The organism is Acinetobacter sp. YH01024 (genome assembly GCF_013420195.1).
Lineage (GTDB): Bacteria > Pseudomonadota > Gammaproteobacteria > Pseudomonadales > Moraxellaceae > Acinetobacter > Acinetobacter amyesii.
In genome coordinates, this window is record NZ_VOYQ01000046.1 from 1 (window position 1) to 26,667 (window position 26,667).

General features: G+C 41.3%; 31 protein-coding genes and 1 pseudogene. 9 read left to right on the plus strand and 23 right to left on the minus strand.

Annotation, left to right across the window (positions count from 1 at the left end; genetic code table 11):
• The 5 genes from FTT88_RS14405 to FTT88_RS14425 form a co-directional block, all read right to left on the minus strand.
• A partial coding sequence (locus FTT88_RS14405) for an elongation factor Tu (protein ID WP_180174059.1) occupies positions 1-784 on the minus strand: 784 nt, incomplete at its 3' end.
• Between the two features lie 93 nt (positions 785-877).
• Positions 878-3,013 carry an elongation factor G gene (fusA, locus tag FTT88_RS14410; protein WP_180004228.1) on the minus strand — a complete coding sequence of 712 codons (2,136 nt, stop codon included), beginning with the start codon at positions 3,011-3,013 and terminating at the stop codon, positions 878-880.
• Positions 3,014-3,144: 131 nt separating this feature from the next.
• Positions 3,145-3,615: a 30S ribosomal protein S7 gene (rpsG, locus tag FTT88_RS14415; RefSeq protein ID WP_005011815.1), complete on the minus strand. Its 471-nt coding sequence runs from the start codon at positions 3,613-3,615 to the stop codon at positions 3,145-3,147.
• Between the two features lie 178 nt (positions 3,616-3,793).
• Positions 3,794-4,168, minus strand: coding sequence for a 30S ribosomal protein S12 (gene rpsL, locus FTT88_RS14420; RefSeq protein WP_000246374.1), 375 nt, complete (start codon positions 4,166-4,168; stop codon positions 3,794-3,796).
• 155 nt (positions 4,169-4,323) lie between these two features.
• Positions 4,324-5,784: an EcsC family protein gene (locus FTT88_RS14425; protein ID WP_180004226.1), complete on the minus strand. Its 1,461-nt coding sequence runs from the start codon at positions 5,782-5,784 to the stop codon at positions 4,324-4,326.
• Positions 5,785-6,057: 273 nt separating this feature from the next.
• Between FTT88_RS14425 and FTT88_RS14430 the strand changes: the two genes are divergently transcribed.
• Complete coding sequence (locus FTT88_RS14430; protein WP_078190050.1) at positions 6,058-7,287, plus strand: beta-ketoacyl synthase N-terminal-like domain-containing protein; 1,230 nt, start codon at positions 6,058-6,060, stop codon at positions 7,285-7,287.
• Between the two features lie 68 nt (positions 7,288-7,355).
• Positions 7,356-7,808: a protoporphyrinogen oxidase HemJ gene (gene hemJ / locus FTT88_RS14435; protein ID WP_078190051.1), complete on the plus strand. Its 453-nt coding sequence runs from the start codon at positions 7,356-7,358 to the stop codon at positions 7,806-7,808.
• Positions 7,809-7,877: 69 nt separating this feature from the next.
• On the opposite strand, the gene FTT88_RS14440 is transcribed toward hemJ, so the two are convergent.
• The 9 genes from FTT88_RS14440 to FTT88_RS14480 form a co-directional block, all read right to left on the minus strand.
• Positions 7,878-8,120 carry a hypothetical protein gene (locus FTT88_RS14440; protein ID WP_180005430.1) on the minus strand — a complete coding sequence of 81 codons (243 nt, stop codon included), beginning with the start codon at positions 8,118-8,120 and terminating at the stop codon, positions 7,878-7,880.
• Positions 8,121-8,159: 39 nt separating this feature from the next.
• A complete protein-coding gene (locus FTT88_RS14445; RefSeq protein WP_180005431.1) occupies positions 8,160-8,480 on the minus strand; it encodes a hypothetical protein in 321 nt (106 codons plus the stop codon).
• Positions 8,474-9,139 (minus strand): hypothetical protein, encoded by a 666-nt coding sequence (locus FTT88_RS14450; RefSeq protein ID WP_180005432.1) that lies wholly within the window; start codon positions 9,137-9,139, stop codon positions 8,474-8,476. Before FTT88_RS14450 ends, FTT88_RS14445 begins: the two co-directional genes overlap by 7 nt.
• A gap of 108 nt (positions 9,140-9,247) precedes the next feature.
• Positions 9,248-9,721 carry a peptidoglycan-binding protein LysM gene (gene lysM, locus FTT88_RS14455; RefSeq protein WP_078190053.1) on the minus strand — a complete coding sequence of 158 codons (474 nt, stop codon included), beginning with the start codon at positions 9,719-9,721 and terminating at the stop codon, positions 9,248-9,250.
• A 190-nt stretch (positions 9,722-9,911) separates the two neighbouring features.
• Entirely contained in the window at positions 9,912-10,148 is a 237-nt protein-coding gene (acpP, locus tag FTT88_RS14460) for an acyl carrier protein (protein WP_078190054.1), read from the minus strand.
• Between the two features lie 85 nt (positions 10,149-10,233).
• Positions 10,234-10,968 carry a 3-oxoacyl-ACP reductase FabG gene (gene fabG / locus FTT88_RS14465; protein WP_078190055.1) on the minus strand — a complete coding sequence of 245 codons (735 nt, stop codon included), beginning with the start codon at positions 10,966-10,968 and terminating at the stop codon, positions 10,234-10,236.
• The gene (gene fabD / locus FTT88_RS14470; RefSeq protein WP_180005433.1) at positions 10,965-11,945 is read right to left on the minus strand and encodes an ACP S-malonyltransferase; all 981 of its coding nucleotides are present in this window, start codon (positions 11,943-11,945) and stop codon (positions 10,965-10,967) included. The genes fabG and fabD overlap by 4 nt, the downstream gene beginning before the upstream one ends.
• Before the next feature lie 205 nt (positions 11,946-12,150).
• A complete protein-coding gene (rpmF, locus tag FTT88_RS14475) occupies positions 12,151-12,333 on the minus strand; it encodes a 50S ribosomal protein L32 (protein ID WP_004279227.1) in 183 nt (60 codons plus the stop codon).
• Between the two features lie 77 nt (positions 12,334-12,410).
• Complete coding sequence (locus FTT88_RS14480; protein WP_078194223.1) at positions 12,411-12,968, minus strand: DUF177 domain-containing protein; 558 nt, start codon at positions 12,966-12,968, stop codon at positions 12,411-12,413.
• A 97-nt stretch (positions 12,969-13,065) separates the two neighbouring features.
• Here FTT88_RS14480 and FTT88_RS14485 point away from each other — a divergent pair, with 97 nt between their 5' ends.
• The 3 genes from FTT88_RS14485 (at position 13,066) to FTT88_RS14495 (ending at position 14,844) form a co-directional block, all read left to right on the plus strand.
• Positions 13,066-13,728, plus strand: coding sequence for an elongation factor P hydroxylase (locus FTT88_RS14485; protein WP_180005434.1), 663 nt, complete (start codon positions 13,066-13,068; stop codon positions 13,726-13,728).
• Between the two features lie 89 nt (positions 13,729-13,817).
• Positions 13,818-14,435, plus strand: a complete 618-nt coding sequence (locus tag FTT88_RS14490; protein ID WP_078190059.1) for an L-threonylcarbamoyladenylate synthase — start codon at positions 13,818-13,820, stop codon at positions 14,433-14,435.
• Positions 14,436-14,538: 103 nt separating this feature from the next.
• Complete coding sequence (locus FTT88_RS14495) at positions 14,539-14,844, plus strand: hypothetical protein (RefSeq protein ID WP_180005435.1); 306 nt, start codon at positions 14,539-14,541, stop codon at positions 14,842-14,844.
• 35 nt (positions 14,845-14,879) lie between these two features.
• Here FTT88_RS14495 and FTT88_RS14500 read toward each other — a convergent pair whose 3' ends face one another.
• Positions 14,880-15,599, minus strand: coding sequence for a GNAT family N-acetyltransferase (locus FTT88_RS14500; RefSeq protein ID WP_180005436.1), 720 nt, complete (start codon positions 15,597-15,599; stop codon positions 14,880-14,882).
• A 339-nt stretch (positions 15,600-15,938) separates the two neighbouring features.
• Here FTT88_RS14500 and FTT88_RS14505 point away from each other — a divergent pair, with 339 nt between their 5' ends.
• The 3 genes from FTT88_RS14505 to rluB are packed head-to-tail and all read left to right on the plus strand — an operon-like array spanning position 15,939 to position 18,486.
• On the plus strand, positions 15,939-16,733 hold the full coding sequence (locus FTT88_RS14505) for a ScpA family protein (RefSeq protein ID WP_180005437.1): 795 nt from the start codon (positions 15,939-15,941) through the stop codon (positions 16,731-16,733).
• Positions 16,730-17,326: an SMC-Scp complex subunit ScpB gene (gene scpB / locus FTT88_RS14510; RefSeq protein ID WP_078190063.1), complete on the plus strand. Its 597-nt coding sequence runs from the start codon at positions 16,730-16,732 to the stop codon at positions 17,324-17,326. Before FTT88_RS14505 ends, scpB begins: the two co-directional genes overlap by 4 nt.
• A 41-nt stretch (positions 17,327-17,367) precedes the next feature.
• On the plus strand, positions 17,368-18,486 hold the full coding sequence (gene rluB, locus FTT88_RS14515) for a 23S rRNA pseudouridine(2605) synthase RluB (protein ID WP_180005438.1): 1,119 nt from the start codon (positions 17,368-17,370) through the stop codon (positions 18,484-18,486).
• Positions 18,487-18,533: 47 nt separating this feature from the next.
• On the opposite strand, the gene bioD is transcribed toward rluB, so the two are convergent.
• From bioD to FTT88_RS14540, 5 genes are all read right to left on the minus strand, one after another.
• Entirely contained in the window at positions 18,534-19,196 is a 663-nt protein-coding gene (bioD, locus tag FTT88_RS14520; RefSeq protein WP_180005439.1) for a dethiobiotin synthase, read from the minus strand.
• The gene (bioC, locus tag FTT88_RS14525) at positions 19,197-19,970 is read right to left on the minus strand and encodes a malonyl-ACP O-methyltransferase BioC (RefSeq protein ID WP_180005440.1); all 774 of its coding nucleotides are present in this window, start codon (positions 19,968-19,970) and stop codon (positions 19,197-19,199) included. It abuts the gene before it with no gap.
• A 1-nt stretch (position 19,971) separates the two neighbouring features.
• Positions 19,972-21,138, minus strand: coding sequence for an 8-amino-7-oxononanoate synthase (locus FTT88_RS14530; protein ID WP_180005441.1), 1,167 nt, complete (start codon positions 21,136-21,138; stop codon positions 19,972-19,974).
• A complete protein-coding gene (bioA, locus tag FTT88_RS14535) occupies positions 21,135-22,427 on the minus strand; it encodes an adenosylmethionine--8-amino-7-oxononanoate transaminase (RefSeq protein WP_180005442.1) in 1,293 nt (430 codons plus the stop codon). The genes FTT88_RS14530 and bioA overlap by 4 nt, the downstream gene beginning before the upstream one ends.
• An 86-nt stretch (positions 22,428-22,513) precedes the next feature.
• Entirely contained in the window at positions 22,514-23,275 is a 762-nt protein-coding gene (locus tag FTT88_RS14540) for a YqiA/YcfP family alpha/beta fold hydrolase (protein WP_180005443.1), read from the minus strand.
• Between the two features lie 193 nt (positions 23,276-23,468).
• On the opposite strand from FTT88_RS14540, the gene FTT88_RS14545 reads away from it, so the two are divergent.
• Positions 23,469-24,002, plus strand: coding sequence for a peroxiredoxin (locus FTT88_RS14545; protein WP_373683086.1), 534 nt, complete (start codon positions 23,469-23,471; stop codon positions 24,000-24,002).
• 57 nt (positions 24,003-24,059) lie between these two features.
• On the opposite strand, the gene bfr is transcribed toward FTT88_RS14545, so the two are convergent.
• The 3 genes and pseudogenes from bfr to FTT88_RS17395 all read right to left on the minus strand — a co-directional run.
• Positions 24,060-24,524: a bacterioferritin gene (gene bfr, locus FTT88_RS14550; protein WP_067762676.1), complete on the minus strand. Its 465-nt coding sequence runs from the start codon at positions 24,522-24,524 to the stop codon at positions 24,060-24,062.
• A gap of 361 nt (positions 24,525-24,885) precedes the next feature.
• Entirely contained in the window at positions 24,886-25,860 is a 975-nt protein-coding gene (gene rlmF / locus FTT88_RS14555; RefSeq protein ID WP_180005444.1) for a 23S rRNA (adenine(1618)-N(6))-methyltransferase RlmF, read from the minus strand.
• Between the two features lie 354 nt (positions 25,861-26,214).
• Positions 26,215-26,556: pseudogene (locus FTT88_RS17395) on the minus strand (hypothetical protein); the annotation flags it as partial.
• Between the last annotated feature and the right edge of the window lie 111 nt (positions 26,557-26,667).

The following is a 26,667-nucleotide window of genomic DNA, read 5'->3' on the forward strand; positions in this document are numbered from 1 at the left end:
CTACGCCAGTTACAGTTGTTTTAACTGTATCTTTAATACCAACGATTTCAACTTCTTCGCCTACTTTCACGATACCAGTTTCAACACGGCCAGTTACTACTGTACCACGACCTGAAATTGAGAATACGTCTTCGATTGGCATAAGGAATGCTTGGTCGATAGCACGTTCTGGTTCTGGGATGTAAGAGTCAAGAGCTTCAACAAGAGCAACTACAGCATCTTCGCCGTATTGACCAGCTTCACCATTAAGCGCTGCAAGAGCAGAACCACGGATTACTGGAGTGTCGTCGCCTGGGAAGTCATAAGTAGAAAGAAGTTCACGAACTTCCATTTCTACTAATTCAAGAAGTTCTTCGTCATCCACAAGGTCGCATTTGTTTAGGAATACAACGATGTAAGGTACACCTACCTGACGAGAAAGAAGGATGTGTTCACGAGTTTGTGGCATTGGACCATCAGTCGCAGCACATACAAGGATCGCACCATCCATTTGTGCAGCACCAGTAATCATGTTTTTAACATAATCGGCGTGACCTGGGCAGTCTACGTGAGCGTAGTGACGGATCGGAGAATCGTATTCTACGTGTGAAGTATTAATTGTAATACCACGTGCTTTTTCTTCTGGTGCAGAGTCGATTGCAGCGTAATCTTTCGCTTCACCACCGAATTTTTTTGCACATACAGTTGCAATTGCAGCTGTTAAAGTAGTTTTACCGTGGTCGACGTGACCAATTGTACCCACGTTAACGTGTGGCTTATTACGTTCGAACTTAGCCTTAGCCATGAGATCTTCCTTTTTAAACTACTCATGCAGGGATACTGCATGAGCATTTGGTTTTTAACTATGAATTAGTTTGGGCTTATAGTAATCGAAAGATTACTCGTCGTCACCTTTTTTACCGCCAGATTGGAACTTAGCGATGATGCCTTCAGCCACGTTACGTGGTGTTTCAGCGTATTTAGCGAATTCCATAGAATAAGTCGCACGACCTTGAGACATAGAACGCATATGAGTTGCGTAACCAAACATCTCAGAAAGTGGAACTTCTGCACGGATAGCTTTAGTACCACCAGGTAAATCGTCCATACCTTGAACAAGACCACGACGACGGTTTAAGTCACCCATGATATCGCCCATGTAGTCTTCTGGAGTTTCTACTTCAACTTTCATGATTGGTTCAAGCAAGATAGGATCTGCTTTCATGAAACCGTCACGGAATGCGTAAGAACCCGCCATTTTGAACGATAATTCGTCAGAGTCGACGTCATGGTAAGAACCATCGAACAATGTCGCTTTGATGCCAACAACTGGATAACCAGCTAGGACACCATTCTTCATACGTTCTTGGATACCTTTGTCAACCGCACCGAAGAATTCTTTAGGTACTACACCACCTACAACTTCTTCAGCAAACTCGTAATCTTTGCCAGCATCTTCAGCAAGTGGTTCTAAACGTACGTATACGTGACCAAACTTACCTTTACCACCAGTTTGACGTACGAACTTACCTTCTTGTTCAACTGATTTTTTGATCGTTTCACGGTAAGCTACCATTGGTTTACCAATGTTCGCTTCAACGTTAAATTCACGTTTCATACGGTCAACAATAATGTCAAGGTGAAGCTCACCCATACCAGCAATAATTGTTTGACCAGATTCTTCGTCAGTACGTACGCGGAATGAAGGGTCTTCTTTCGCCAAACGACCTAAAGCAACAGACATTTTTTCTTGGTCAGCTTTAGTTTTAGGCTCAACCGCAAGCGCAATTACTGGCTCTGGGAATTCCATACGCTCTAGTGTAATTACATTGTTTTCATCACATAATGTATCACCAGTCGTAGTATCTTTAAGACCTACACATGCTGCGATATCACCCGCACGAATTTCTTCAATATCGTGACGGTCATTTGCGTGCATCTGTACGATACGGCCAACACGTTCGCGCTTCATTTTAACTGGGTTATAGCAAGGGCTACCTGCTTTAAGCACACCAGAGTAAACACGTACGAATGTTAAGTTACCTACAAATTTGTCGTTCATGATTTTGAACGCAAGCGCAGAGAACGGAGCATCGTCAGACGCTTCACGAGAACCTTCAGTTTCGTCTTTGTCGTCAAGGATACCTTTAATCGCCTCGACATCAGTCGGCGCAGGTAAGAATTCAATTACAGCATCCAACATACGTTGAACACCTTTGTTTTTGAACGCTGAACCACAAAGCATTGGTTGAATTTCATTCAACAATGTACGTGCACGTAAACCTGAAACGATTTCTTCTTTAGTTAACTCACCTTCTTCAAGGTACTTGTCCATGAGTTCTTCTGATGCTTCCGCAGCAGCTTCAACCATGTTAGTACGCCATTCGTTAGCTAGTTCAACTAATTCAGCAGGGATTTCGCCATATTCAAACTTCATACCTTGAGACGCTTCGTCCCAGATAATCGCTTTCATTTCGATTAGGTCAACAACACCCTGGAAGTTTTCTTCTGCACCGATTGGAACAACGATTGGCACTGGATTACCACCAAGACGTGTTTTAACTTGTTCAACAGCACGGAAGAAGTTCGCACCAGTACGGTCCATTTTGTTCACGAATGCAATACGTGGAACTTTATATTTATTTGCTTGACGCCATACAGTTTCAGACTGAGGTTGTACACCACCTACAGCACAGTAAACCATGCATGCACCGTCAAGAACACGCATAGAACGTTCAACTTCAATAGTGAAGTCTACGTGTCCTGGGGTATCAATTACGTTAATACGGTGCTGTTCGAATTGGTTACCCATCCCTTTCCAGAAGCATGTTACTGCCGCTGAGGTAATAGTAATACCACGTTCTTGCTCTTGTTCCATCCAGTCTGTAGTTGCAGAACCTTCGTGAGTTTCACCAAGTTTGTGACTCTCACCTGTGTAGAACAAAATACGTTCTGAAGTGGTAGTTTTACCAGCATCAATGTGCGCAGAGATACCAATGTTACGATAACGAGAAATTGGGGTTTGACGAGCCATGATTTCTAGCATTCCTAAATTTTGTTGTTTAAAACAGGACGCTTTAAGCTGCATAGCAACTTAAAGCGATTCGATGACAAAACAGTGACAACTGATTTGTCACCCTCCTGAATAGGGGCTGTTTTATCCGCTTAGAAACGGTAATGAGAGAAGGCTTTGTTGGCTTCAGCCATACGATGCACATCTTCACGTTTTTTGATCGCTGCGCCTTTACCTTCAGCTGCATCAAGCAACTCACCAGCAAGACGTAAAGCCATAGTTTTTTCAGAACGCTTAGCAGCAGCATCTACTAACCAACGCATAGCCAAGGCAGTACGACGGGATGGGCGTACTTCCATAGGCACTTGGTATGTAGCACCACCAACACGGCGTGCTTTTACTTCGACCATAGGACGAACTTTTTCAAGAGTAGTCTCGAAAAATTCAACTGGGTCTACTTTAGATTTTTCTTGAACGCGGTCTAAAGCACCGTAAACGATACTTTCAGCAATAGATTTTTTACCATCTTGCATTACGTGGTTCATGAATTTAGCGATTGTTTGGCTGCTGAACTTAGGATCCGGAAGGATTTCACGGGCAGCAACTACGCGACGTCTTGGCATTTTAATACACCTAATAAATATGACACTTCAGGTTACTCCAGCAGGTGCACAAAGTGTCATGTGCTTTCGCTGGCCTTACTATACGTCGCTTGGAATTTTCACAAAAAATGCAGAAATCAGACAAGCGAGACGATAAAGGATTGCAGTTCTAACGAACTAAGAAGTTAATCTTTTCAGATTATTTCTTAGGACGTTTAGCACCGTATTTAGAACGAGACTGGTTACGATCTTTAACACCAGCACAGTCTAAAGAACCACGAACGGTATGGTAACGTACACCTGGTAAATCTTTAACACGACCACCACGGATAAGAACAACACTGTGCTCTTGTAGGTTATGGCCTTCACCACCGATGTAGCTAGAAACTTCAAAACCTGAAGTTAAGCGAACACGGCAAACTTTACGCATTGCTGAGTTAGGTTTTTTAGGTGTAGTTGTGTAAACACGTGTACAAACACCACGACGTTGTGGACAAGCCTTCAACGCAGGAACTTTAGATTTTTCAACTAAAGTTGTACGACCCTTACGGATCAACTGATTTGTTGTTGCCATTTGGCAATTCTCCCGTTAATAAAAAGCCCCAAAAAATACTACTTTTTGAGGGCATACAATTGTAAGCGAAGACTTAAAATTGGTCAACAATATACGATCATCGAAAACATTTATTCATCATGATTTGCGCAATTTTTCACCCACAAATAAATAGTTTATTTTTCAGAAGAATCTGCTGATTTTTTTGTAACTTTATCTACGGCTGCTGTTTTGGCTTTACGCGGCTTAGTTTTGGGTGCAGCTTTTTCCACTGGGACATCCTCCTGCTGTACAGATTCCAACACATCAAACTCATCTTTTTCAGCTAAAGCAGGTTTTTGCGCAGCCCCGGGTGCATGAGGCTCAACAACTTTCTCCGCAAGTGCCTCCAAACCTTCTGAGACTTTTTGTTCCTGCTCTACTTCCACTTTAGCTGCATCAGAGTTTTTAACTTGTGCTTTTTTAGTGACTTTTACTGCGCGGATACTCTCATGACCTGTAACATCTATGGTCTGATCTAGTACAGGCTCAGCCAAATCGATATCTTTCGCCTTAATGCCTTCTAGTAATTTAGGAGTTGCTTGAGCAAGCAACTCAAGAGAGCGCTCATAGGCATGTAATGGTGACAAGGTGATATCTTGATGCTGCAAAATATATTGGCGCGCATTTGAAAAGACTTGCTGTGCCTTCTGATTCACTTCATCCACCAAACGGCGACTATACACCACACTTACACCAGCACTCGCCACAGGAGATAACCGTGATAGCTGATTTAAAAGTGAAACTTTTGGCATTTGATTGAGCCATGCCCACTTGAACTGACCATTTTCATCCAGTACATATTTTTTCAATGCTGCTGCATCGGTGTCTGAACCCACCAATTGCTGCAACTGATGTAAATCACTATTTTGTAGCGTACTACTCAGAGCTTTTATTGCCATAAGCAAAGTTTGTTTTTCTGCAATTAAACTCAAGTCGACCTGTTTAAAAATAAACTGAACAATATCTTGGTCACTTTCTTTGCTTAAGTCGAAACCATAAGAACGTCCAACTTGATAAATCACTCGCAGAGTCATAATCAGTGAAGCAGGGATATCAATACTTGAACCGATGACACCTGTCGCACCTGTTAAAGCCCCTTGAATCGAAGCAATCCATTTATTTTGCTCACCCAGAGCCTGACTAATACGACGCGAACGATCGACATCTTGTGTCAACTCTTCTAAATCACGTACCCCAGCTTCATCAAGCACCGCATCTACAGATGAAATATCCGAACTAAAATGATTAAGTCGATCAAATAAATAATCAGAAATTTTGTCACTAAATTGAGGAGCAACAAAATTGGCTACATTATTTACGGTATTAAAATGTCGACCGAATAATTGTCTAGAAACATTCGGAACGTGTTCACGCAGGATTTGCTGTGGATTATCATATTTTTTCACATAAAATACGCTCGTCTGACGTGACTGACCTTCCAAGGTTTGACCATTTTTTTGTGGTTGAATGACCTTAGTTACAGATTCGGGTGCAACATGATTGATAATAGACACCCCTGTAGAACTGAGCTTTTTAGCCACTCCAAAGGCGTTTGAGAGCAGACCAGCCGTTGGTTTATTATTCGTTTTCGCCATTCCCTACCCCATTCAGACTATTCTTGAAATTCTTGATAAATACTAGGTGTAGTCAAACTTTATCACAACTTGAATATGTATCTTTAAGTTAAGTTTTTTGCTGCATCGTTGCAAATTAGCTCAGTCAAAAATAGGCATAGGATTTGCCATAAGAATTCAAAAAGCTTTCTGCTATCATTATTCCAATCAAATTATATGAGTTCGTCTATTTAGAAAGTTTCCTTCGTATACTTTCAATAGCTTGCTCACACACTACCTATAAAGGATCTGTAGATGAAACGTGTTGTAATCACTGGTATGGGCATCAACTCATGCATTGGTAATACATTAGAAGATGTCACTCATTCTTTGCAAAACGGGATTTCTGGAACACGTTTCAACCCAAGTTATGCTGAACTTAATTTCAAAAGTCATGTCAGTGCGGCTGCAGAACAAAACTTTGACGGTATTGACCGCCGCTTAAAACGCTTTATGGGCGTATGCGCAATGTATGCATACAACTCAGCTTTGGCTGCAGTAGAAAATGCAGGCTTAACAGCAGAACAAATTGGTGGTAATCCACGCTACGGTATTGCTGGTGGTTCAGGTGGTGGTTCAACTGCATCTGTTGTTGAAATGAAAGAACTTCTAGACACTAAAGGTGCACGTAAAGTTGGTCCATTCTTTGTACCACGTAACATGACCAACACCATTACCGCAAACGTGGGTGTTGCATTTAAAATGCAAGGTATTGCACACACGATTACTAGCGCATGTGCAACATCTGCCGATGCCATTGGTTATGCATACAACCTGATTCAATTGGGCAAACAAGACTTAATGCTTGCCGGTGGTGGTGAAGAAGACCATTGGTCACAAAGTCTTTTATTTGATGCAATGGGCGCACTTTGTTCAAAATATAATGACACTCCAGAGACTGCTTCACGCCCTTACTCTGCTGACCGTGACGGTTTCGTCATCGCAGGTGGTGGTGGCTTCGTTGTACTAGAATCTCTTGAACATGCTCAAGCACGTGGCGCAAACATTTTGGCTGAAGTTGTCGGCTATGCAGCAAACTCTGATGGTGCTGACATGGTTGCACCATCTGGTGAAGGTGCGACTCGCTGTGTCCTGATGGCGCTTGAAGAAGCAAAACAACACGGCGTAGACAAAATTGACTATGTAAATACACACGGTACGTCTACTCCAGCAGGTGATGTTACTGAACTTAAAGCAATGGAACGTGCTTTCGGTGAAGGACAAGTTCCTCCACTCAGCTCAACCAAGTCGATGACTGGTCACAGCCTCGGTGCTGCAGGTGTACAAGAAGCGATTTACTCTATTTTGATGATGCAAAATGACTTTATTGCACCAAACATCAACGTGACTGAACTTGACGAAGGTGCAAAACCTTTTGATATCGTACTTGAAAAACGTGATGCAAAATTGAATACTGTGATGAGTAACAGTTTTGGTTTTGGCGGTGTAAACGCTTGCCTCGTTTTCAAAAAATGGGAAGCTTAATATAAAGTTTGCTGCTTTGGTGCTTCGGTGCCAAAGCACACACCCACCGCCCTTTTAAGGGTCAATATATGGATGCTCCATCAGATGCTTTCCTCTGGGTCAAAGCATTACATATCATCGCAGTTGTTTGCTGGTTCGCAGCGCTATTCTATCTCCCTCGCCTTTATGTCTACCACGCCATGAGTGATGATGCTACGAGTCATCAGCGCTTTCAAATCATGGAACGTAAGCTATACCGCGGCATTATGTGGCCTGCAATGATTGCTACATTGATCACGGCGCACTTCCTCGTCGATTGGGGTGATGCAACACGACACTACCATGAAGCGCTTTGGTTCTATCTAAAAGTAGGATTGGTTGGACTTTTGGTGATATATCATTTTGTTTGTGGTTATTACCGTAAAAAGCTTATCGAAAATGCACATTATAAATCGCATAAGTTCTGGCGTTATTTTAATGAAATGCCAACTTTGATTTTATTTGCAGTGATCATTTTAGTGGTCGTGAAGCCAAGCTTCTAAACGACTGTAAAAAAGCCCCTACTCATTGGGGCTTTTTTATTTCTATACCAAAATGTTTATATACAAAAACTACAACTGCACACAGCTATCTAAAATATTCCAATTATGTGCTCTAAATTGCTCACGCGGATACGGCACTTCAGCACACAACATCCCCTCTTTCTTAAAGAAACGTCGACCGTGGCTATTTTGATTCAACTGCGTTAAATCAGTCGCCCCCTGATTCAACAAATTAAAAATCATAATACGATCATTCAAAATGTGCCCTGCAAGCACAGAGCGCTCCCAAGGCACCCCCTCTATATTGGACAAAGTATTGCCCAAATAGTTTTTGATATGCCAAGATGAATACTACCCCTGTTTTTGACCAGCCTGCATCCTAAACGAATCATAAGAAAGCTCAGATAGCTGTGCCGCCTCTTCATATTGCTTAAACAATTGATTTGCAGTTTGATTTGGCAAATACAACCAATACATCAAGGAGGTATTCCAGCCCGATGATTGCTGCACCTGCTTCAACACCGCATATATACCATAGGCTTCCAATTGCGCTGCTGAGCGCAAACTTAACTGACGGGTACTTAAAGGCTCTAAATAAACAACTTGTCCAGTCTTTAATTGCTCATTACGTATAACTCGAACATAACGTGCCAGCCAGCTTTGAATCAACATCCTTTCAACCAATGAGTTCGGGCGCTCAAGCATCTGCTGCAATCTGTGATATTCAGCCATATAGCATCCAGCTTATCCTCTTTATTTAACGCAATATTGATCTGATAAAGGATCGCTAACTGATTTAAATACTTAAAGTCTGGATATGCGGAATTGCTCGGCATACTTAAACTGCGGTATTGGTCTGCATGCTGCAACCATGTGTTAAAGCGCTGCAACGGCACCTTTTCTTGCTGTATCAGCGCACCGAGCACCTGATGATGCTCAACAACAAATGCGCTAGCTGCCTTAGGATCATCGACCAGCAATTGCTGAAACTCCGCAACTAAATTCGTCTGTTCTTCTGACCACTTTTCACGTGTTAGCTTCGCATTCAATGGCTGGCCCAATACATTCTGATGCTCTTGCCCCAACAAACTAAATGCCCAATCTTGATGATAACGATAGCGCCCAACATTCAATGCCGAAAACCGATCTGCGGCATTCAGCCCAAGCAAGTTAAAATACGGCTCTTGTGTGTAATTTGAATGATAAGAAATTTCAGACTGCTGCCACTTGAGCACCCGAGGATCAATACGCTCATCCCACCGCAGCCAAAGACAAAAACACACAACAACTGCAAGCAACAGCAAGAAAATAAAGATGATTTTTTGTTTCATTGATTTCTTATTTTGAATTATTTCAGCCGCATTATATTCAACTTCACCATTCACGCATACAAAAAAAAGCCATCACAAGATGGCTTTTTTTACTTTAAACACAAATATTTATGCAGGAATACGAAGCACCTGACCTGGGAAAATGTCATCGGCATTTTTTAGCAAAGGACGGTTTGCTTCAAAAATTTTATTGTATTGATTTGCATCACCATAAAATTCTTTAGAGATTTTAGACAGGTTATCCCCCGACTTGACAGTATAGAACTTACTCTCAGGCTCAGGACTCGTCACTGTTAACTGATCATCCACTTGCGCCACATGATCAATATTCCCTACCGCCAAGATAATCTTTTCACGATCCGCTTGGCTTTGTACCTGACCTTTCACTGTCGCTAGATCTGAAGTCCCGTTATAACTCACAGACAAACCAGTTACAGGCAAGCCCAGTGCTTTAATATGACCCAATAACTTATTGGCAATTTCTTGTGCAGATGGTTCAGAAGGTGTTGCTGGCGCTGCCTGAGGCTCTGCAGGTGCTGTATTTTTTTTACCGATACCTTTTACAAAATCAAAAAGACCCATGTTTTTCTCCGTTGTTTTTACTGTTTTAAATAATTTAACTATTGTTCAAACTCTATTTTTATAGCTAAAAAATAACCGCTTTTGAGTTGTTGTTGGTGACAGAAACGTAAGCTAATGTAAAAACAAAATATTCGGCATAAAAAAGCCACCGAATGGTGGCTTTTTAAATCAGCATCGCTGAAATCTAAAATTAACCTAGTTTCTTAGAAACATAGTCAATTGCAGATTGTACAGTAGTGATTTCGTTTGAATCTTCATCAGGAATAGTGATGTCGAAATCGTTTTCGAAAGACATAACTAATTCAACTAGGTCTAGAGAGTCTGCACCTAAGTCATCCATGAAAGAAGCTTCGTTTTTGATCTCGTCTGCTTTAAGACCAAGTTGTTCAGCTACTGCTTGTTTTACGCGTTGTTCGATATCGCTCACAGGAATTCTCCTCATTGCTTGTGGCGTTTTTAATGCCGTTAGTTTAATTGAATCTAAATCGTTTTGAAAGTTTATACTTGAGCGCTTAGCTCATGTATAAACCACCATTTACATGTAATACAGTTCCGGTAATGTAACTTGCCTTTTCAGAAGCAAGAAAACTTACGGCATTTGCGATATCTTGCGGCTCACCTAAACGGTTTAAAGCCACTTGATCACTCATCTTTTTACGAATTTCTTCGCTTAACTGTTCTGTCATTTCTGTTGCAATAAAGCCCGGAGCCACTGCATTTACAGTGATTTGGCGGCTTCCCATCTCTTTTGCAAGGCTGCGACCAAAGGCCTCAATCCCTGCTTTTGCAGCAGAATAGTTTGCTTGTCCTGGGTTAGCAAAATGTGCAACCACAGAACTAATATTAATAATTCGGCCAAAACGTGCTTTGGTCATGCCCTTTAAAACACGTTTAGAAAGTCGATAAACGGCTTTCAAATGAATGTTGAGAATGTCATCCCAATCATCTTCTGACATACGAAGTAACAAATTATCTTTGGTAATACCCGCATTGTTCACTAAAACCAATACAGAACCAAAGTTTTGCTCAATGTCTGATACCAATGCATCGATTGCAGTTGCATCACGTACATCTAGAACTTTACCCGCACCATTTTCAGCAAAAGCAGCAGATAATTTTTCTGCACCCGCTTCTGATGTTGCCGTACCTACAACAAAATAACCGTCTTGAATCAATTGCTGAGCAATTGCTGCTCCAATCCCTCGGCTCGCACCTGTTACTAAAGCAACTTTGCGTTCTTGTGTCATGCAATTTTCCCTTCTGCCACTAAAATGGCATTCAGTGCATCTTCCATACGACCTTTCGTGTCGAGTGGGAATGCTTTTTCAATATTTGGCAAACGTTTTGCGAGATTCGCAAGGACATTACCCGGACCACATTCAGCAATGTACTGAATACCTTGGTCTTGCAAATACTGCATGGTCTTTGTCCACTGTACAGATTGGTATAACTGTGCAGTTAACGCCTGACGTAATTGCGCTACATCAGTCGCGATTTCAGCGCCTACATTTTGTATTACAGGTATAGTAGGCAGCTCAATGGCAGTTTGTTCCAATGCTGTCGCAAACTGTTCAGCAGCAGGTTTCATCAATGCACAATGCGATGGCACAGAAACCGGAAGTGCGATTGCCTTACCGCCATTTTCTTTAGCAGCAGCCATAACCGCTTCAACCATGGCTTTATCGCCAGCAATGACAACTTGACCTTGTGCATTGTAGTTTGCAGCATCTACTGAACCTTGGCCTTCTGCTTGAGCACAAAGTTCAATGACTTTGGCATCATCTAGACCCAAAATTGCCGCCATTGCACCTTGACCTTCAGGTACAGCACTTTGCATTAACTGACCACGTAGGTTCACCAGTTTAACGGCATCACCTAGGCTCATCGCACCTGCAGCAACCAAGGCGCTGTATTCACCTAATGAGTGACCTGCAAGGTATTTCGGTGCAACACCACCTAACTCTAACCACACACGCCATAAAGCAATACTGGCAGTCAGTAGCACAGGTTGAGTAAATTCTGTTTGGTTTAACCCTTCACCACTTTGCGCAATTTGCCAAAGATCAAAACCAACTGCTTCTGATGCTTCTGCAAATGTTGCTTGCACACTACTAAACTGTTCTGCAAGTTCAGCGAGCATGCCGACTTTCTGTGACCCTTGACCCGGGAACACGAATGCAGTTTTAGTAGCTTGAGCTGCTTGCTCGAGTTGTTTAGCAGACATAAAAAAATCCTTTATCAAGACTGGTGAATTTATGCTATTTGGACATTTATTCAACACAATCCCATGTAAGCTTGTTTCAGGGACGGAAATTTAACACTTAATTTTTGTCTTGGTAATTGCCAAATGCAACAAAAAATCGGTACAAAAAAAGGGAGCTTAACGCTCCCATTTTTTCTACTAAGCTTGACGCTTAATACATCACCAATTATTCAGCAGATGCTTTAGCGAATAATTGACGACCACGGTAGATACCATCTTTAGATACGTGGTGACGACGGTGAGTCTCGCCAGTAGCTTGGTCTACAGTTAATGCATTCTCGGTTAAAGCGTCATGTGAACGGCGCATGTCACGGCGAGAGCGACTTTTACGGTTTTGCTGAACGGCCATGATGGCTCCTTACAAAGATCGAAAAAATGGATCAGAACAAATTCGATTGTCTTATACTCAAGAGTATAACACAAAAATTAGTTAAGTTTACCCTTCAAACCTGCCAAAACATCAAACGGGTTGTCCCGTTTTTCTTCAACAAGCTCTTCAGCGGCAGGTTGATGCTTATGTTCACAAGCGTCATGCTTAGGTGACAAAGGCATCAACAATAACAATTCATCCTCTATCAGTGAGAGTAAATCAGCAGTCGCAGGCGCATCATATGAACCTTTGGTTGTTGCTTCACTTTCACCTAAAACGATGAAATCAGCATCCTCATCCAAGCGCTCTATCAGTGACTCGTCATCTACAAGAGCTAGATGAAAACTTGAAACAAGCGGGATCTCAACAGTATCCAGACAACGCTGGCATTCCATTGGAACATTTGTTTCAACATGACCATCTAGCCATACAATGCGATGATAAGCATCCATTGATAGCTTACAGTCTATGTTAATCAATTGATCATCAATTGATCCAACAGCTTCACGAGCAATACGAACAAAGCGAGATAATGGCAGTGTTCCTGACCATTTAAAGCCCTGTTCAGCCCATTTAAACGGCTCAATCTGTGCCGGAAAGGTATTTGCTGACATAATTAAGGCGGCAATTCTACAAATTCATCAGTACTCTGTCAAAGATTAAGATACAATTTTGTACTTATTTAGACAGACCATTTGGGTAACTTAAGTTATGCATCTGTTGCAGCCGCAAACAGAAGTGAATGTTTCATCACTTATGAGCACAATTTCAACGCTTGATTCTGACATTTCAACTGACCAAGTGCAACTCTCGGCTTGGGAGAAACTTTCCACAGAAACAGAACACGTCGATTGGCTCATCTTACACTTTAATCATTGGTTTTCCCACCTGAATGTGAGCTTAGTGAAAGGTGACTTTGAGCCCGAATACTTTCCTGCTGATTCAAACGGCCCTGCCCGTATTCAATTTGCCCATGGTTATTTCAATAGCGCCCTGCATGAAATTAGTCATTGGACCATTGCTGGCGATCAACGCCGTTTACTTCCCGATTTAGGCTATTGGTATGCACCTGATGGTCGTAGTAAAGAGCAACAAGCCCTCTTTGAACAGGTAGAAATTAAGCCGCAAGCGATCGAATGGTTATTTGCCAAAGCATTTGGGCGTAAGTTTCGTGTCTCTCTCGACAACCTCACTGGTGAAGGTGGTGATGGCAGCAGCTTTAAAGACAATGTCTATGCACAATTACAGGCTTATTTTAAGGGCGAAGCCAAACTTCCACGCGATGCTTGGCGCTTTATCCAATGCATTTGCCACTGTACACGTGCTGGCAAAATGTTACAGGCGAATGAATTTCAACGTGAAATGCTTGATTAAATTATACAATTTGACTGCATTTCACATTGCACAAAGCAAATAGACCGCGACATAATGTCTAGAGCTTTTAATAATAAGAGGAAAACGACATGTTGCATTTAAGAATACATCCGGAAAATCCTCAGCCCCGTTTAATTACACAAGCCGTTGAACGGATTCGTGCCGGCGATGTGGTGGTTTATCCTACAGATGCCGCCTATGCCATCGGTTGCCAGATTGGGAACAAAAATGCCATGGAACGCATTGCCCAAATTCGTCAGCTCGATGCTAAACATCAATATGCGATTATTTGTGCTGATTTATCTGACATTGCCACGTATGCCAAAGTCGACAATGCCATGTATCGTTTATTGAAAAATAATACCCCTGCGGTTACCACCTTTATTTTGCCTGCAACCAGTGAAGTTCCTCGCCGTTTAATGCATCCTAAAAAGAAAACCATTGGACTGCGCATTCCGAGCAACCCGATTTGCCAATTATTACTCAAAGAACTCGGTGAGCCGTTATTAACATCGACCTTAATTTTACCGGGTCAAAAAGAACCGATTGATGATCCTTACGAAATTGAACTGCAAATCGGCAAACGAATAGATGTATTAATTGATGGCGGTTTAGGTACTTTAAATACCACTAGCGTTGTAAACCTTGCAGGTGAATACCCTGAAGTGATTCGCCGCGGTGTCGGTGATGTCAGTGCATTTGAATAGCGTGTACTGTTAAATACATACTGTAACCAATCAGAGGCTCAGCATGTAATATACGTCTGCTTAAAACTCGGTTAATGCACCTTTCGATAAAGGAATCGACCTGATGACTTTATTTCAGATTTTACTCAAGCTCCAAAATGCGACAGACCTCAGTGTCTCCGAGCAAAGCAGTCTCAATCATTTTGCTATATATGCCACTGAGCCGTGGACTTTAGAATCCACGGCTCAACTGAGGGCAAAAGATGAAAATTTAATTTCACCAATAGCGACAACACAGCCGCAAATTTTTCGTTATTTTCTGCATGCATCAACGGTCAAATCACTGTTTAAACGTAGAGCTAATCAAAACCTCTGCTCGCAAGCGCAGTGCCAACTCATCATAGAATTTGCACTTGAACAAAAGATATGACTAACAGGCTCAAAGTCTTGATAGTTGGCTTTTGCTCAAGCGCGATAAAGCTGCATAAATTCTTTTAAATGAATTTTTTGTTGCCCTTGCTCATCAAAATTATTTGTATTGAGCCAAGCTGCATAAGCTTGAGACAACATTGGCCAATCCTGATCTAACATCGCAAACCAAGCGGTATCACGGTTACGACCTTTCACAATCACATGTTGACGAAACAACCCTTCAAATTGAAAGCCAAAACGCAAAGCAGCGTTTTTCGAAGGCGTGTTCAAGTCATCACACTTCCACTCCACCCGTCGATAACCTGCTGAAAAGCATGCTTTTAACAATAGATAAATGGTTTCTGTTGCGGCGGTTGATCGCTTCATTAAACTTGAAAAAAAGACATTGCCAATTTCGATGACAGCATGTGCTGGGCGTACATTGAGCAATCCAATCCACCCTACAATGGCATCACCTACCTCAATGACATAATGCATCGAACCGGTAAAATGAAAGGATTGCTGAAAATAATCACGCAATTGCTGCATGCTTTGAATTTGAGAATAAGGCAAATACGTCCAACAGCGTTCATCAGGTTCTTGTTGTACTGTCTGCCATAGCCGCTGTAAAAGACTATCATCAAGCTGATCTGGCAGCATTGGAATAAGCCGAACAGATTGCCCCATTTCGGTTTTACATCTGAACTGGCAAGGTTCAAACTGCGCCAACGTCATCCCTACGGCCTGACCCCATTGATTATATTGTTGTGGCATAGCAAATATTCTTTTAGTCAATTCATTCAAATCATTTCATGATAGACGCCCACCATCCAGACATCACAGCTAAAATAAGTTCATGGATTGATGAGTGTATTATTTATAATTAACACAAGTTGTGATCGATATCACAGCTTTAAAATTTTACATGTGTATAAATAAAGCCTATTCCCTATAAATTTTATGTTTTTTACCCAATTCAACCGTTCAGTAATTTCTTTAAACGCATTTTTCCATTACACTATTCCCTATAACTTTTGTGCTTTTACTTTCGATGTGAGATCGAAGCGAAAGCTGTCTGCATGCCTTTGAAAATTCGCGTGGCCTATAATTGCAATGAACCAAACTGTCCATAATTCTATGGAAGATGCTCCACACATTCGCGTTTTGGATGAGTGGCAAGAAGCTATTCCAGAAGATTTGTACATTCCACCCGCTGCATTTGAAATTCTATTAGAGCATTTCGAAGGACCACTCGACTTTCTGATTTACCTGATTCAAAAAAATGGCTTCGACTTATTACAAGTCGATATTGCCCCGATTGCATCCCAATATTTGTCCTATATGGATGCAATGAAATCTCTAGATATTGAATTAACCGCAGATTATATGGTGATGGCAGCCCTATTGGCCGATTTAAAATCGCGTCTATTATTGCCAAAACCTAAGTCGACCGCAGCACATGAACAAGATCCTAAACAAGAATTGATTGACCGTTTAGAAACGTATTTACGCATCAAACAAGCTGCGGAAAGATTAGGTCAAATGACAGTATTGGATCGGGATACTTTCGATACCAATGTCAGTTTAGGAACGATTGTCGAAACCAATGATGGTTATGACATTCAATTACTTCGTGATGCCATACTCTGTGTTTTTAATCGACCAGAACCGGTTACCCACCAAATTCTACAAGAGCCTGTCTTACTCGAAGAACGTATTGCTTATATTGAAACTAAGCTTGAGTCAGGTGAAGTATTAGATTTTGCAGACTTACTCAAGCCAAGCCAAGGCCGCATGGGTGTTGTCGTGACATTTATGGCCGTGTTGGAACTGACACGCCAACAAAAAGTTCAAATTGTCGCATCAGGTGTAGAAGCACCGCTTGCAATTCAGGGAGCACGTGCATGAACACTGAACTTAAACAAATGACTGCGGTGTCTTCAGAAGATAATCTGCATGAAATTTTGATGCAGCTTGAAGCCATTATTTTTGCCAGTGAAGCGGCGGTGAGTATTGCCCGTTTAAAAGAGGCTTTCCAAGACCGTTTCAGTAAAACCGAATTACGCCAATATTTGCAGCAGCTTTCAATGCTGCAACACGGCAGATCAATTGAACTTGTTGAAACCGCTCAAGGTTTCCGTTTTCAAGTACGTGCAAAATATCGTAATATTATTGCACAGACCTGGCCTGAACGACCAACTCGTTTATCGCCATCCTTGCTCGAAACTCTTTCTGTCATTGCTTACCATCAACCGGTAACCCGCGCAGATATTGAGCAAATCCGTGGGGTGACCAACAATAGTCAAATTTTACGTACGTTATTTGACTGGAACTGGATTAAAGAATCTGGTTTTCGTGAACTCCCAGGACGACCCGCGTTGTTAGTTACAACGCCTCAATTTTTAAATGCTTTTGGTCTAACCTCTTTGGGCCAATTGCCTCCCCTGCAGGATGCCAAGGAAGCTTTTATGGCCCTCGATGCGAATGCACCGAAGTCATAAATAGGTGAACTGTTGATGATAATTTCTAAGGTTATGCTGTCATGAGTGAAAAATTGCAAAAGGTGCTCGCACGCGTTGGTTTGGGTTCTCGCCGTTATATGGAAGAAGTCATTGCCGCTGGTCGTGTGAGCGTAAATGGGCAAGTTGCCCAAGTGGGTGAACGTATTGAACCGGGTGATGAGCTTCGCATCGATGGTCGTAAAGTTCAGTTCCAAATTGAAGACGAAATTCGTCGCCGTGTGTTGATTTACTATAAACCAGAAGGCGAAATTTGTTCACGCAATGACCCTGAAAACCGTCCAACGGTATTTGAACAATTACCTCAAATTACCGGTGATCGCTGGGTAATGGTAGGTCGTCTAGATATCAACTCTACAGGTCTATTGCTGTTCACAAATGATGGTGAACTGGCGAACCGTTTAATGCACCCGTCTAGCGAAATCGAACGTGAATATGCCGTTCGTGTCATGGGTGAAGTCACTCCTCAGTTAAAAAACAACATGTTACAAGGCGTTGTTTTAGATGATGGCCCTGCAAAATTTGAGTCATTCTCTGAAATTGGTGGTGATGGTATTAACCGTTGGTATCAAGTGGTCGTAAAAGAAGGTCGTAACCGCGAAGTTCGTCGTATTTTCGAATCTCAAGGCTTAAAAGTGAGCCGTCTTTTACGTACACGTTATGGTTCAGTAATTCTGCCACGCGAACTACGTACTGGTCGCTGGATCGAGCTAGATAAACAAGATATCGACAACTTAACCAAGTCCGTTGAGCTTAAACCACGTCAAGGTACTGGCCTGTTTGGTATGGCGAAACGTCGTACTGAACGTATGCAAGATAAACCAATGGCAGCACGTCGTGGTGGTTACTTACGCCAACAACGTCGTGACAGTGACGAAAACCAGCCACAACAAAGCAATGGTTATCAAGACAACCGTGGCGAACGTCGTACTGGTCGTACTGAAGGTGTTTTCCAAGGCAATGGATTTAACCGTTCAGAGCGTCGCAACGAAGGGTTCAACAATAACCGTAATGATCGCAACAGTGAAAACTTCGGTAACCGTGAACGTCGTAACGACAATTTTGGCAATCGTGAGCGTCGTAATGACTCTGTGCCAAGTCGCGCATTTAGCGGAAACAACAAAGGCTTTAAGAAATTTTAATTTCTTAAGTATAAAAAAACCGCTCATTTGAGCGGTTTTTTGTTTCTTTATACTGACGGAATCAACACTGACGGAATCACTGGAACATCAATCCATAACGCCTCTGGAAAGTGTTTGGCTAAATATGCTTTTAAATATTCAGCAGTATCTTTAGAAATCAATACATCTTGCGATTCATCATTTAAATTATAAGCCAGTGCATAAAGCGCCAAGCCACGACTTTTTAGTGCTTCCAAACTTAAAATCGTATGGTTAATGCTGCCCAAACGCCCCGAAGTCACCAAAATAACGGGATATTGCTTCTCTACAACATAGTCGATGGTTAAAAGGTCCGTAGTCAATGGCACCATCAACCCTCCCGCACCTTCGAGTAAAACGTTGTCATATTTTTCAGTTAAACGTTTTGTCGCATATTCAATTTTAGCAAAATCAATGTCACGTCCATCGAGTTTGGTGGCGAGATGTGGCGACGCAGGATAACTAAATATTTCAGGCATCGTAAGTTTGGTTTCATCTTCGACCAACAACCTCGTACCCATAATTTGACGATGTTGTTCTATATCCTCAGAAATATCGACATTGCCCGTTTGGATCAACTTTTGGGTAATAGTTTTTTGGCCCTGCTCATTCCACAATTTCGCTAAATAACCCGTCGCATAAGTTTTACCGATGCCTGTGTCTATTCCACTGATAAAGTAAATTTGAGCCACTTATTTTTTCCTTACAATACATTGGATGGGATGATAGGTCAGCGGATACTGAAAATCCTCTGAATCAGGAGCATGTACAAACTGTGCATAATCCAGATAAAACTGTTGCAAAGTGCTTTTTGTCCAGCGATGTTGTGCCGTTGCAGTCACTCCCGTTGCCTTAATATGCTGAAGCACATCGCGGGGATGCTCAAAATACAATTGCTGTACCTCTTGCTTCATCATGACAAATTCAAAACCACAATCCATCAAAAACCGTTGCAGCAGATGAATTTCAAAATAATCCAAACCGCAGCCCGTCAGTTGCTTCATTTCACGCAAATTTTCCGTACCAAAACTGCTGAATACAAAATATCCTTGTGGCTTTAAAGCTTCATATATTTTGCTAAACAACTGCGGTAAATCGGACATCCACTGCAAAGCAGAACTTGAAATAACCAAGTCTAAGTTTTGCGGAAGCGCCTGCTTTTCAATATCACCCATCAGCAGATGGGTATGGGTCTTTTGCAAAAAGGTAGCATCTTGCAAAGTGACGATATTTTCAGACAAGTCATTCAAATATAAAGTATCAATTGAACAATGCTTTAACACTTCCTGCGTGAACATTCCTGTACCGCAACCAATTTCCAAAGCCTGATGCCAATGTTTTTTCCCGACATACTGATCCATCAGTCCTGCCAGCTCTGTGCAGATTCTTTTTTGAACCACAGCCTGCTGATCATAGGTCAACACAGCTTTAGAAAAGCGCTGCTTAATTTGAGATTTATCCAGCATCTTACTCTGCCATTAGTTGCTTGATTAATGTATGCAGCTCTTCTTGACCAATGTTGGAAGTCAAAGAGATGCGTAAGCGCGAACTATGCTGCGGCACAGTGGGTGGACGTACAGGCATGATATAAAAACCTGCTGCTTGCAAAGCTTGAGCCTTTGCTACAGTTTTATTCGACTCGCCAATAATGACGGGCACAATATGTGATGTAGATGGACAATCAAAACCTTGGGATTGCACAGCTTGCTGCAAATTTTGACTGATTTGCTGTAAATGGTGACGCTCTGCTTTTAAATTTAAAACATTCTTGAAAATAAAATCTGTCCACGCCATACAGATTGGAGGCTGTGCAGTACTAAAAATCAACGGTCGCATCGAGTTAATCAAATAGTCACGAATAATCGAATGACAGATGAGATACCCCCCTATTGAAGCCAGTGCTTTACCCAATGTCCCGACTAAAAGATCAATATCATCCATCACCCGATATTGTTCAGCACAGCCTAAACCACGCTCACCGCGCACACCGATTGCATGCGCCTCATCGACATACAGCATGACTTTGCTAAATTGCCTTTTGATCCGTACCAGTTCAGCTAAATCTGTTTCATCACCATCCATGCTGAAAATCGATTCAGTCACTACAATGATCCGCTCAAAAGCCTCATTTTCATGATATTTGCATAAAAGCTGAGAAAGATGCGCCAAATCATTATGGCGATAACGCACATATTTCGCAGTCGATAATCGGATGCCATCAATCAAACTGGCATGAATTAACTTATCCGCCAATATCAAGGTTTTACTGTCTGCCAGTGCAGGTAAAATCCCGATATTCATGTGGTAACCGCTATTAAAGAGCAGTGCTGATCGGCCATGAAAGGCATCACTTAATGTTGATTCAAGTTGTTCATATTCAGGAAAGTTTCCCGTCAATAAACGCGAAGAGGATGAACTCATCCAACGCTGTGCGTTCGGGGTTTCATCAAAAAACTGTTCACGAAGCTGAACATTGGACGCCAAGCCCAAATAGTCATTTGACGCTAAATTCAACATGTTGCGATCGTGAATACTAATGTAACGATCATGCTGATGATTTGAAGTGAACTGACGTAAGTTACCTTGCTGTTTCAGTTGATCAAGTTGATCTGAAAAATGGTTGAGCAGATTCATGCTGGCTGCTCCATGTTTTTCACCACCTCAACCATGTGTTCTAGCAAGGTTTTTAATGCATGCTCAGAAATAATATATGGCGGCATCACATAAACTAGCTTACCGAATGGACGAATCCAAATGCCACGACGGACAAACTCCTGTTGTAGCGTTTTCATATCGACATTAAAGGTCAATTCCACCACACCAATAGCACCAAGTATTCGCACATCTTTGACATGTTCAAGCGATGAAAGTGTTGGTAAATGAAACTTCAATTGAGTTTCGATACGTCGAATATTGGCTTGCCAATCTTGAGAAAGCAGCAGTTCGGTACTTTTTACAGCCACAGCGCAAGCCAAAGGATTTGCCATAAAGGTTGGGCCATGCATAAACACGCCGGCTTCGCCTTGGCTAATCGTATTCGCGACTTTCTGCGTAGTTAGAGTTGCAGACAAGGTCATATAACCGCCTGTCAGTCCTTTACCAATACACATAATATCTGGCTCAACTGCGGCCCATTCCCAAGCAAAGAACTTTCCTGTTCGCCCAAAGCCTGTCGCAATCTCATCAAAGATCAGTAAGATATTATATTTTTCGCAGAGTAATTTAGCTTGACGCAAATATTCAGGATGGTAGAAACGCATGCCTCCTGCACCTTGCACAATCGGCTCTAGAATCAATCCCGCAATATTTTCATGCTGTTCAGCAAGTGTCTTTTCTAGTTCAGCAATATCCATAGGATTCCACACTTGGTCAAAGCCAATTTGCGGTGCTGGAACGAATATACGATTGGGCAAACTGGAACCAAATATCTGATGCATCCCTGTCACGGGATCACACACAGACATCGCATTCCAAGTGTCGCCATGATAGCCAGAACGTGGAGTGACAAAATTGGTTTTATTCGGTTGATGCAAAGACGCCCAATACTGCACTGCCATTTTCAAGGCTACTTCGACAGCAACCGAACCTGAATCAGCAAAGAAGATTTTATCTAAACTGGGCGGGGTGATTTTTAACAGTAATTTAGCCAATTGAATCGCGGGATCATGCGTCAATCCACCAAACATGATATGTGACATCTGTTGCAGTTGATCGGTCACAGCCTGATTTAACTCGGGATGGTTATAACCATGAATCGCACACCACCATGAAGACATACCGTCAATCAATTGACGACCATCTTCAAGCTCAATCATCACCCCTTGCGCACGTTTCACTTTAAACGTTGGAAGGGGCTGAGTCATCGATGTATAGGGATGCCAAATATGCTGCTGATCAAATTGTAGATCGGTTAAATTGGCCATCCCTCACTCCATGTATCAGGCTTAAACATCAATGTGGCAAGATGTTAAACCCACGGCAATGAAAAATAAATTGCCATAAAGCCCAGCTAGTCAGAGATTTGTTCTATTTTCTTTAAATATTGGCAGATTTTGCAACTTATGACTTCAGATTGAAACAATGGAAAGCCATGTGAGCCGGAAACCAATTCTGTCTCCAAAAACTTTACAGCTAAATTACGCAATAATCGCTCAACTTTGTAACCAACCAAATAATCTTGCTTAGCAAAAATATGGTATTGATGACCTGTGTAATTTTTCAAGATACTGACATTATTGAGCTTCTCCAAACAGTTCAATCCTGCTCGAAGCACATCTAAATTTTGCGCTTGAATCAAACTTTGCAAGGTGATGAAATCTTGCTTGCTGCTATCAGTGCCCTGACAAACCATATAACCAAACTTTTTTAGGGTCGAAATTGCATCCTGCTCGAAAGATTGTTTGAAGCTTTGAAAACTGACTTGATCCATCGCAGCAGGCCACTGTTCATCAGCCACAAAACTTGGATTTGAACCTAATGTGATCAGCACTTTCTGTTGTTGATATTTTTTTTGAATTTCATCTACCAAAATCGTCGCCAATTGACCACCAAGAGACCAGCCAATAATCACATCAAATTGCTGCGCCAATTCAACTTTCTGTTCGAGCACTTCTAGATTTAAGGCATCAAAAATATTCCATAATTCGACCTGATAACCTTGAGCGATCAATGCCTGCTGTAAAGGAGCAAGTAATTTACGACCGCCGCCCCAGCCAGTAATAAGTAAAATATGTTGATTCAATACAAACTCTAAAATTAAACGATTCCACATAGTATAAAAGTTCAAAGCAAGTTTGATAGTGGCATTTCAGCACATCAACCGATTTGCCAAAAGACATTCGCAATCGACTTCAATAAATATAAAATCAGCCAGCCTACAGCGCTTTAAAATTTGCTAAGATCAGATAAAGAACAATATAAACTGATGCTCTATGAAAGTTTCTTCATTGCTAAAAATCTGTTTCATGACATGTGCTTTAATAGCAACTACCCAAATCACAGTTGCTGAAACATCAATACTCAGCACCAGTCAAAACAAACAAAAACAATGGGTAGGCACACCCGCACCCAACTTTAAATTACAAGATCAAAACGGAAAATGGCACGAACTGAAGCAATATCAAGGGAAATGGCTCGTTCTGTACTTTTATCCCAAAGACAACTCACCCGGTTGTACAGAAGAAGCCAATCAATTTAAAACCCTATATCCACAATTTTTAAAAAGTAATGCGGTTGTTTTGGGTGCAAGCTTAGATGATGTTGCATCACATCAAACGTTCTCTAAAGCACTCGGACTTCCCTTTCCAATTCTTGCCGACCTCCAACATAAGCTGGCGACACAGTTAGGTATTGTACGAAACTTAGGGATTTTGAAAGTTGCCAAACGTGAAACCTTTCTGATTGATCCGAAAGGCATTATTGTTTATCACTACACCAGTGTGAATACACAGACACATGCGGCGCAAGTCTTGGCAGATATTAAAAAACTACAACAATAGTTTTCATGGCCCAATAAAAAACCCAGCAGAAGCTGGGTTTTTTGGATATTTTTTAAATTACATTTGAGACTGAATATAGTTTGGTAGACCAATAAGTTCGATCAAACGCATTTGCTTTTCAAGCCAGTAAGTATGATCTTCTTCAGTATCTGACATTTGCTGACGGAGCATATCACGGGTCACATAGTCACCCTTTTCTTCACACAATTTTACGCCTTGTGCAAGTTTCTCACGAACATGATATTCAAGCGCCAAATCCGCTTTTAAACAAGTCACAACGTCTGTACCGACTTCAATATCATCACGATTCATATTCGGCGTTCCTTCAAGGAACAATACGCGCCGAATCAATGCATCTGCATGTGAGCCTTCTTCTTGGCTTTCATGATCGATACGTTCAAAGATTTTACTTAAGCCCCAATCTTCATACATACGGGAATGAATTAAGTATTGATCACGAGCAGCCAGTTCGCCACCGATCAGCATATTTAAGTAGTCTACGACTTCTGGATTGCCACGCATTTTCTTCACTCCATACCCTTTTCAAATATTATGGACAAGTTTCAAAATGAATGCAAAATATAATTTTTGTAAGTTTATGATTTATATAAAATTTAAATGATAAGCATACGCATTTGCAGTTCAATTCCGCGCATTTTTCACATATAAAAGAAGCCCTTGCAGAAAATTTAAGGCATTTAGAACACGAAATAATCAAAAATCGCTGGATGCTGTTTTTTGTAACAATTAACAATGCGTCTTGTTTAGCAAAAATATCTCCTGATTGATTCAACACACTGAGCTTATCGCTATGGGAAACTTTATATTGATGCCCTATGCATTGCTGTCAAAGACAAGGCGAAAATCTCCAACGAAGACAGACTTAAGCTGAAGTCCAACGTGCATTCTTCCACGCTTGCTGTTGCCTTAAATCTAGAAAAGTCCAAGCGACAAAACGGCTTTCTTTTTGTCCCTGCGTCATTTTAATGGTTTTCACATCCACTGCGCCGCTCTTCGCTAAGGCCTTTAAAAGCACGGGCAATGTTGTTTTCTTGGAAACCAGCGTACTAAACCAAAGGCATTGCTCAGCAAAATGAATACTCTCTTGCACCATTTGGCAGACAAATCGTTCTTCACCACCATCACACCAGAGTTCGTTCTTTTGACCACCAAAGTTCAATACCACCTTGGTCCGATTAACTGGCTTACCCAGTTTTCTTAATTTTTGCGTTGCTGTCGCGTTGGCTTCATCTTGCGAGGCATGAAATGGTGGATTACACATGGTCAAATCAAAACGATCTGAAGGTTTAATCACACCATTGAAAATATTGCTCGCTGTCTTCTGCAATCGAATCTGAATCCCTTTACGCAGATTCGGATTGGCCTCCACAATAAATTGAGCACTTTTAACCGATGCAGCATGTATGTCTGAGCCGACAAATTTCCAACCATAGCTCCGATGACCAATGATCGGATAAATACAGTTCGCGCCAACCCCAATATCTAAGACTTGAACGGCGTGTCCAGTTGGAATCTGCCCTTTATTGTTTGCACTCAACAGGTCAGCTATATAGTGGATATAGTCCGCTCTACCCGGAATAGGTGGGCAAAGATAATCTTGAGGAATATCCCAATATTGAATGCCATAAAAATGCTTGAGCAATGCTTTGTTGAGCATTTTCACAGCGTGCGGATCAGAAAAATCTACCGATAAATCATTATATTTATTTGGGCTGACAAAAGGCGCAAGTTCCGGACAACTCTTGATTAACTGCGGAAAATCGTAACGACTGCGATGCAGATTTCGTGCATGTAGTTCCGATTTTTGTTGCGGAAAAGATTTCTTTGCTTGCGCCATATGAATGCCAATAATCAACGGGAGAACAGAATCATCTGATAAGGCAGGATCTATACCTGCAAATTAATCGATATTGTACGTGAATTTAACTGACAATGACGCCCCAATCCTTTTATTTGCCTATCTGCAAAATCCATAACCACGTGGACATCTATTCTTATTTAATCTGTACATTTTTGGTTGCTATAGCATTAGATTTCATTAAAAAAACCGTGGAAGATGAAGAATCAACAAAAAAGCCCAATCTGTGATGATAGGGCTTTTCATATCAGCATAAAATAATGATTTATATGAAATAAAAGTTAGTATTCGTATAGCGTGTATTATGTTAATTTTAGGGGAACTTAATATTCATTATCCATCTAAATCAAATATATCTAGAGAATCAACATACGGTAAGATCATATAATTATGATCTGATAAATGTCGTTTCAACCTACTACTAGTTTCTTGATTATAAGAATAAATGTTATCTAATTCTTCGAAGAGAGAATCCAGTTTCTCTAAGGTAAAGCTTGGCTTCTTGATAAAAAATAATAAACTCGCACCTAAGCCAACATATTCTAGATCAAAATTCTTATCCAAATATTGGATTAAACTGAAAGATTCAAAAGGAGATAGATCACAACTAAAATATCCATTGAGCTGTGCTGCAAATTTTTCATGATCATTTTCAGAATTAACTAGGGTCTGTTGACATTTGTTGATTAAAAAAATAGCGAGATAGTAAAATTAAATCGCCAAACCCAATTTTACACTCGCTATGCCTCGAACAATGCTAAATGATCAACACTGGTCCAAGTTACT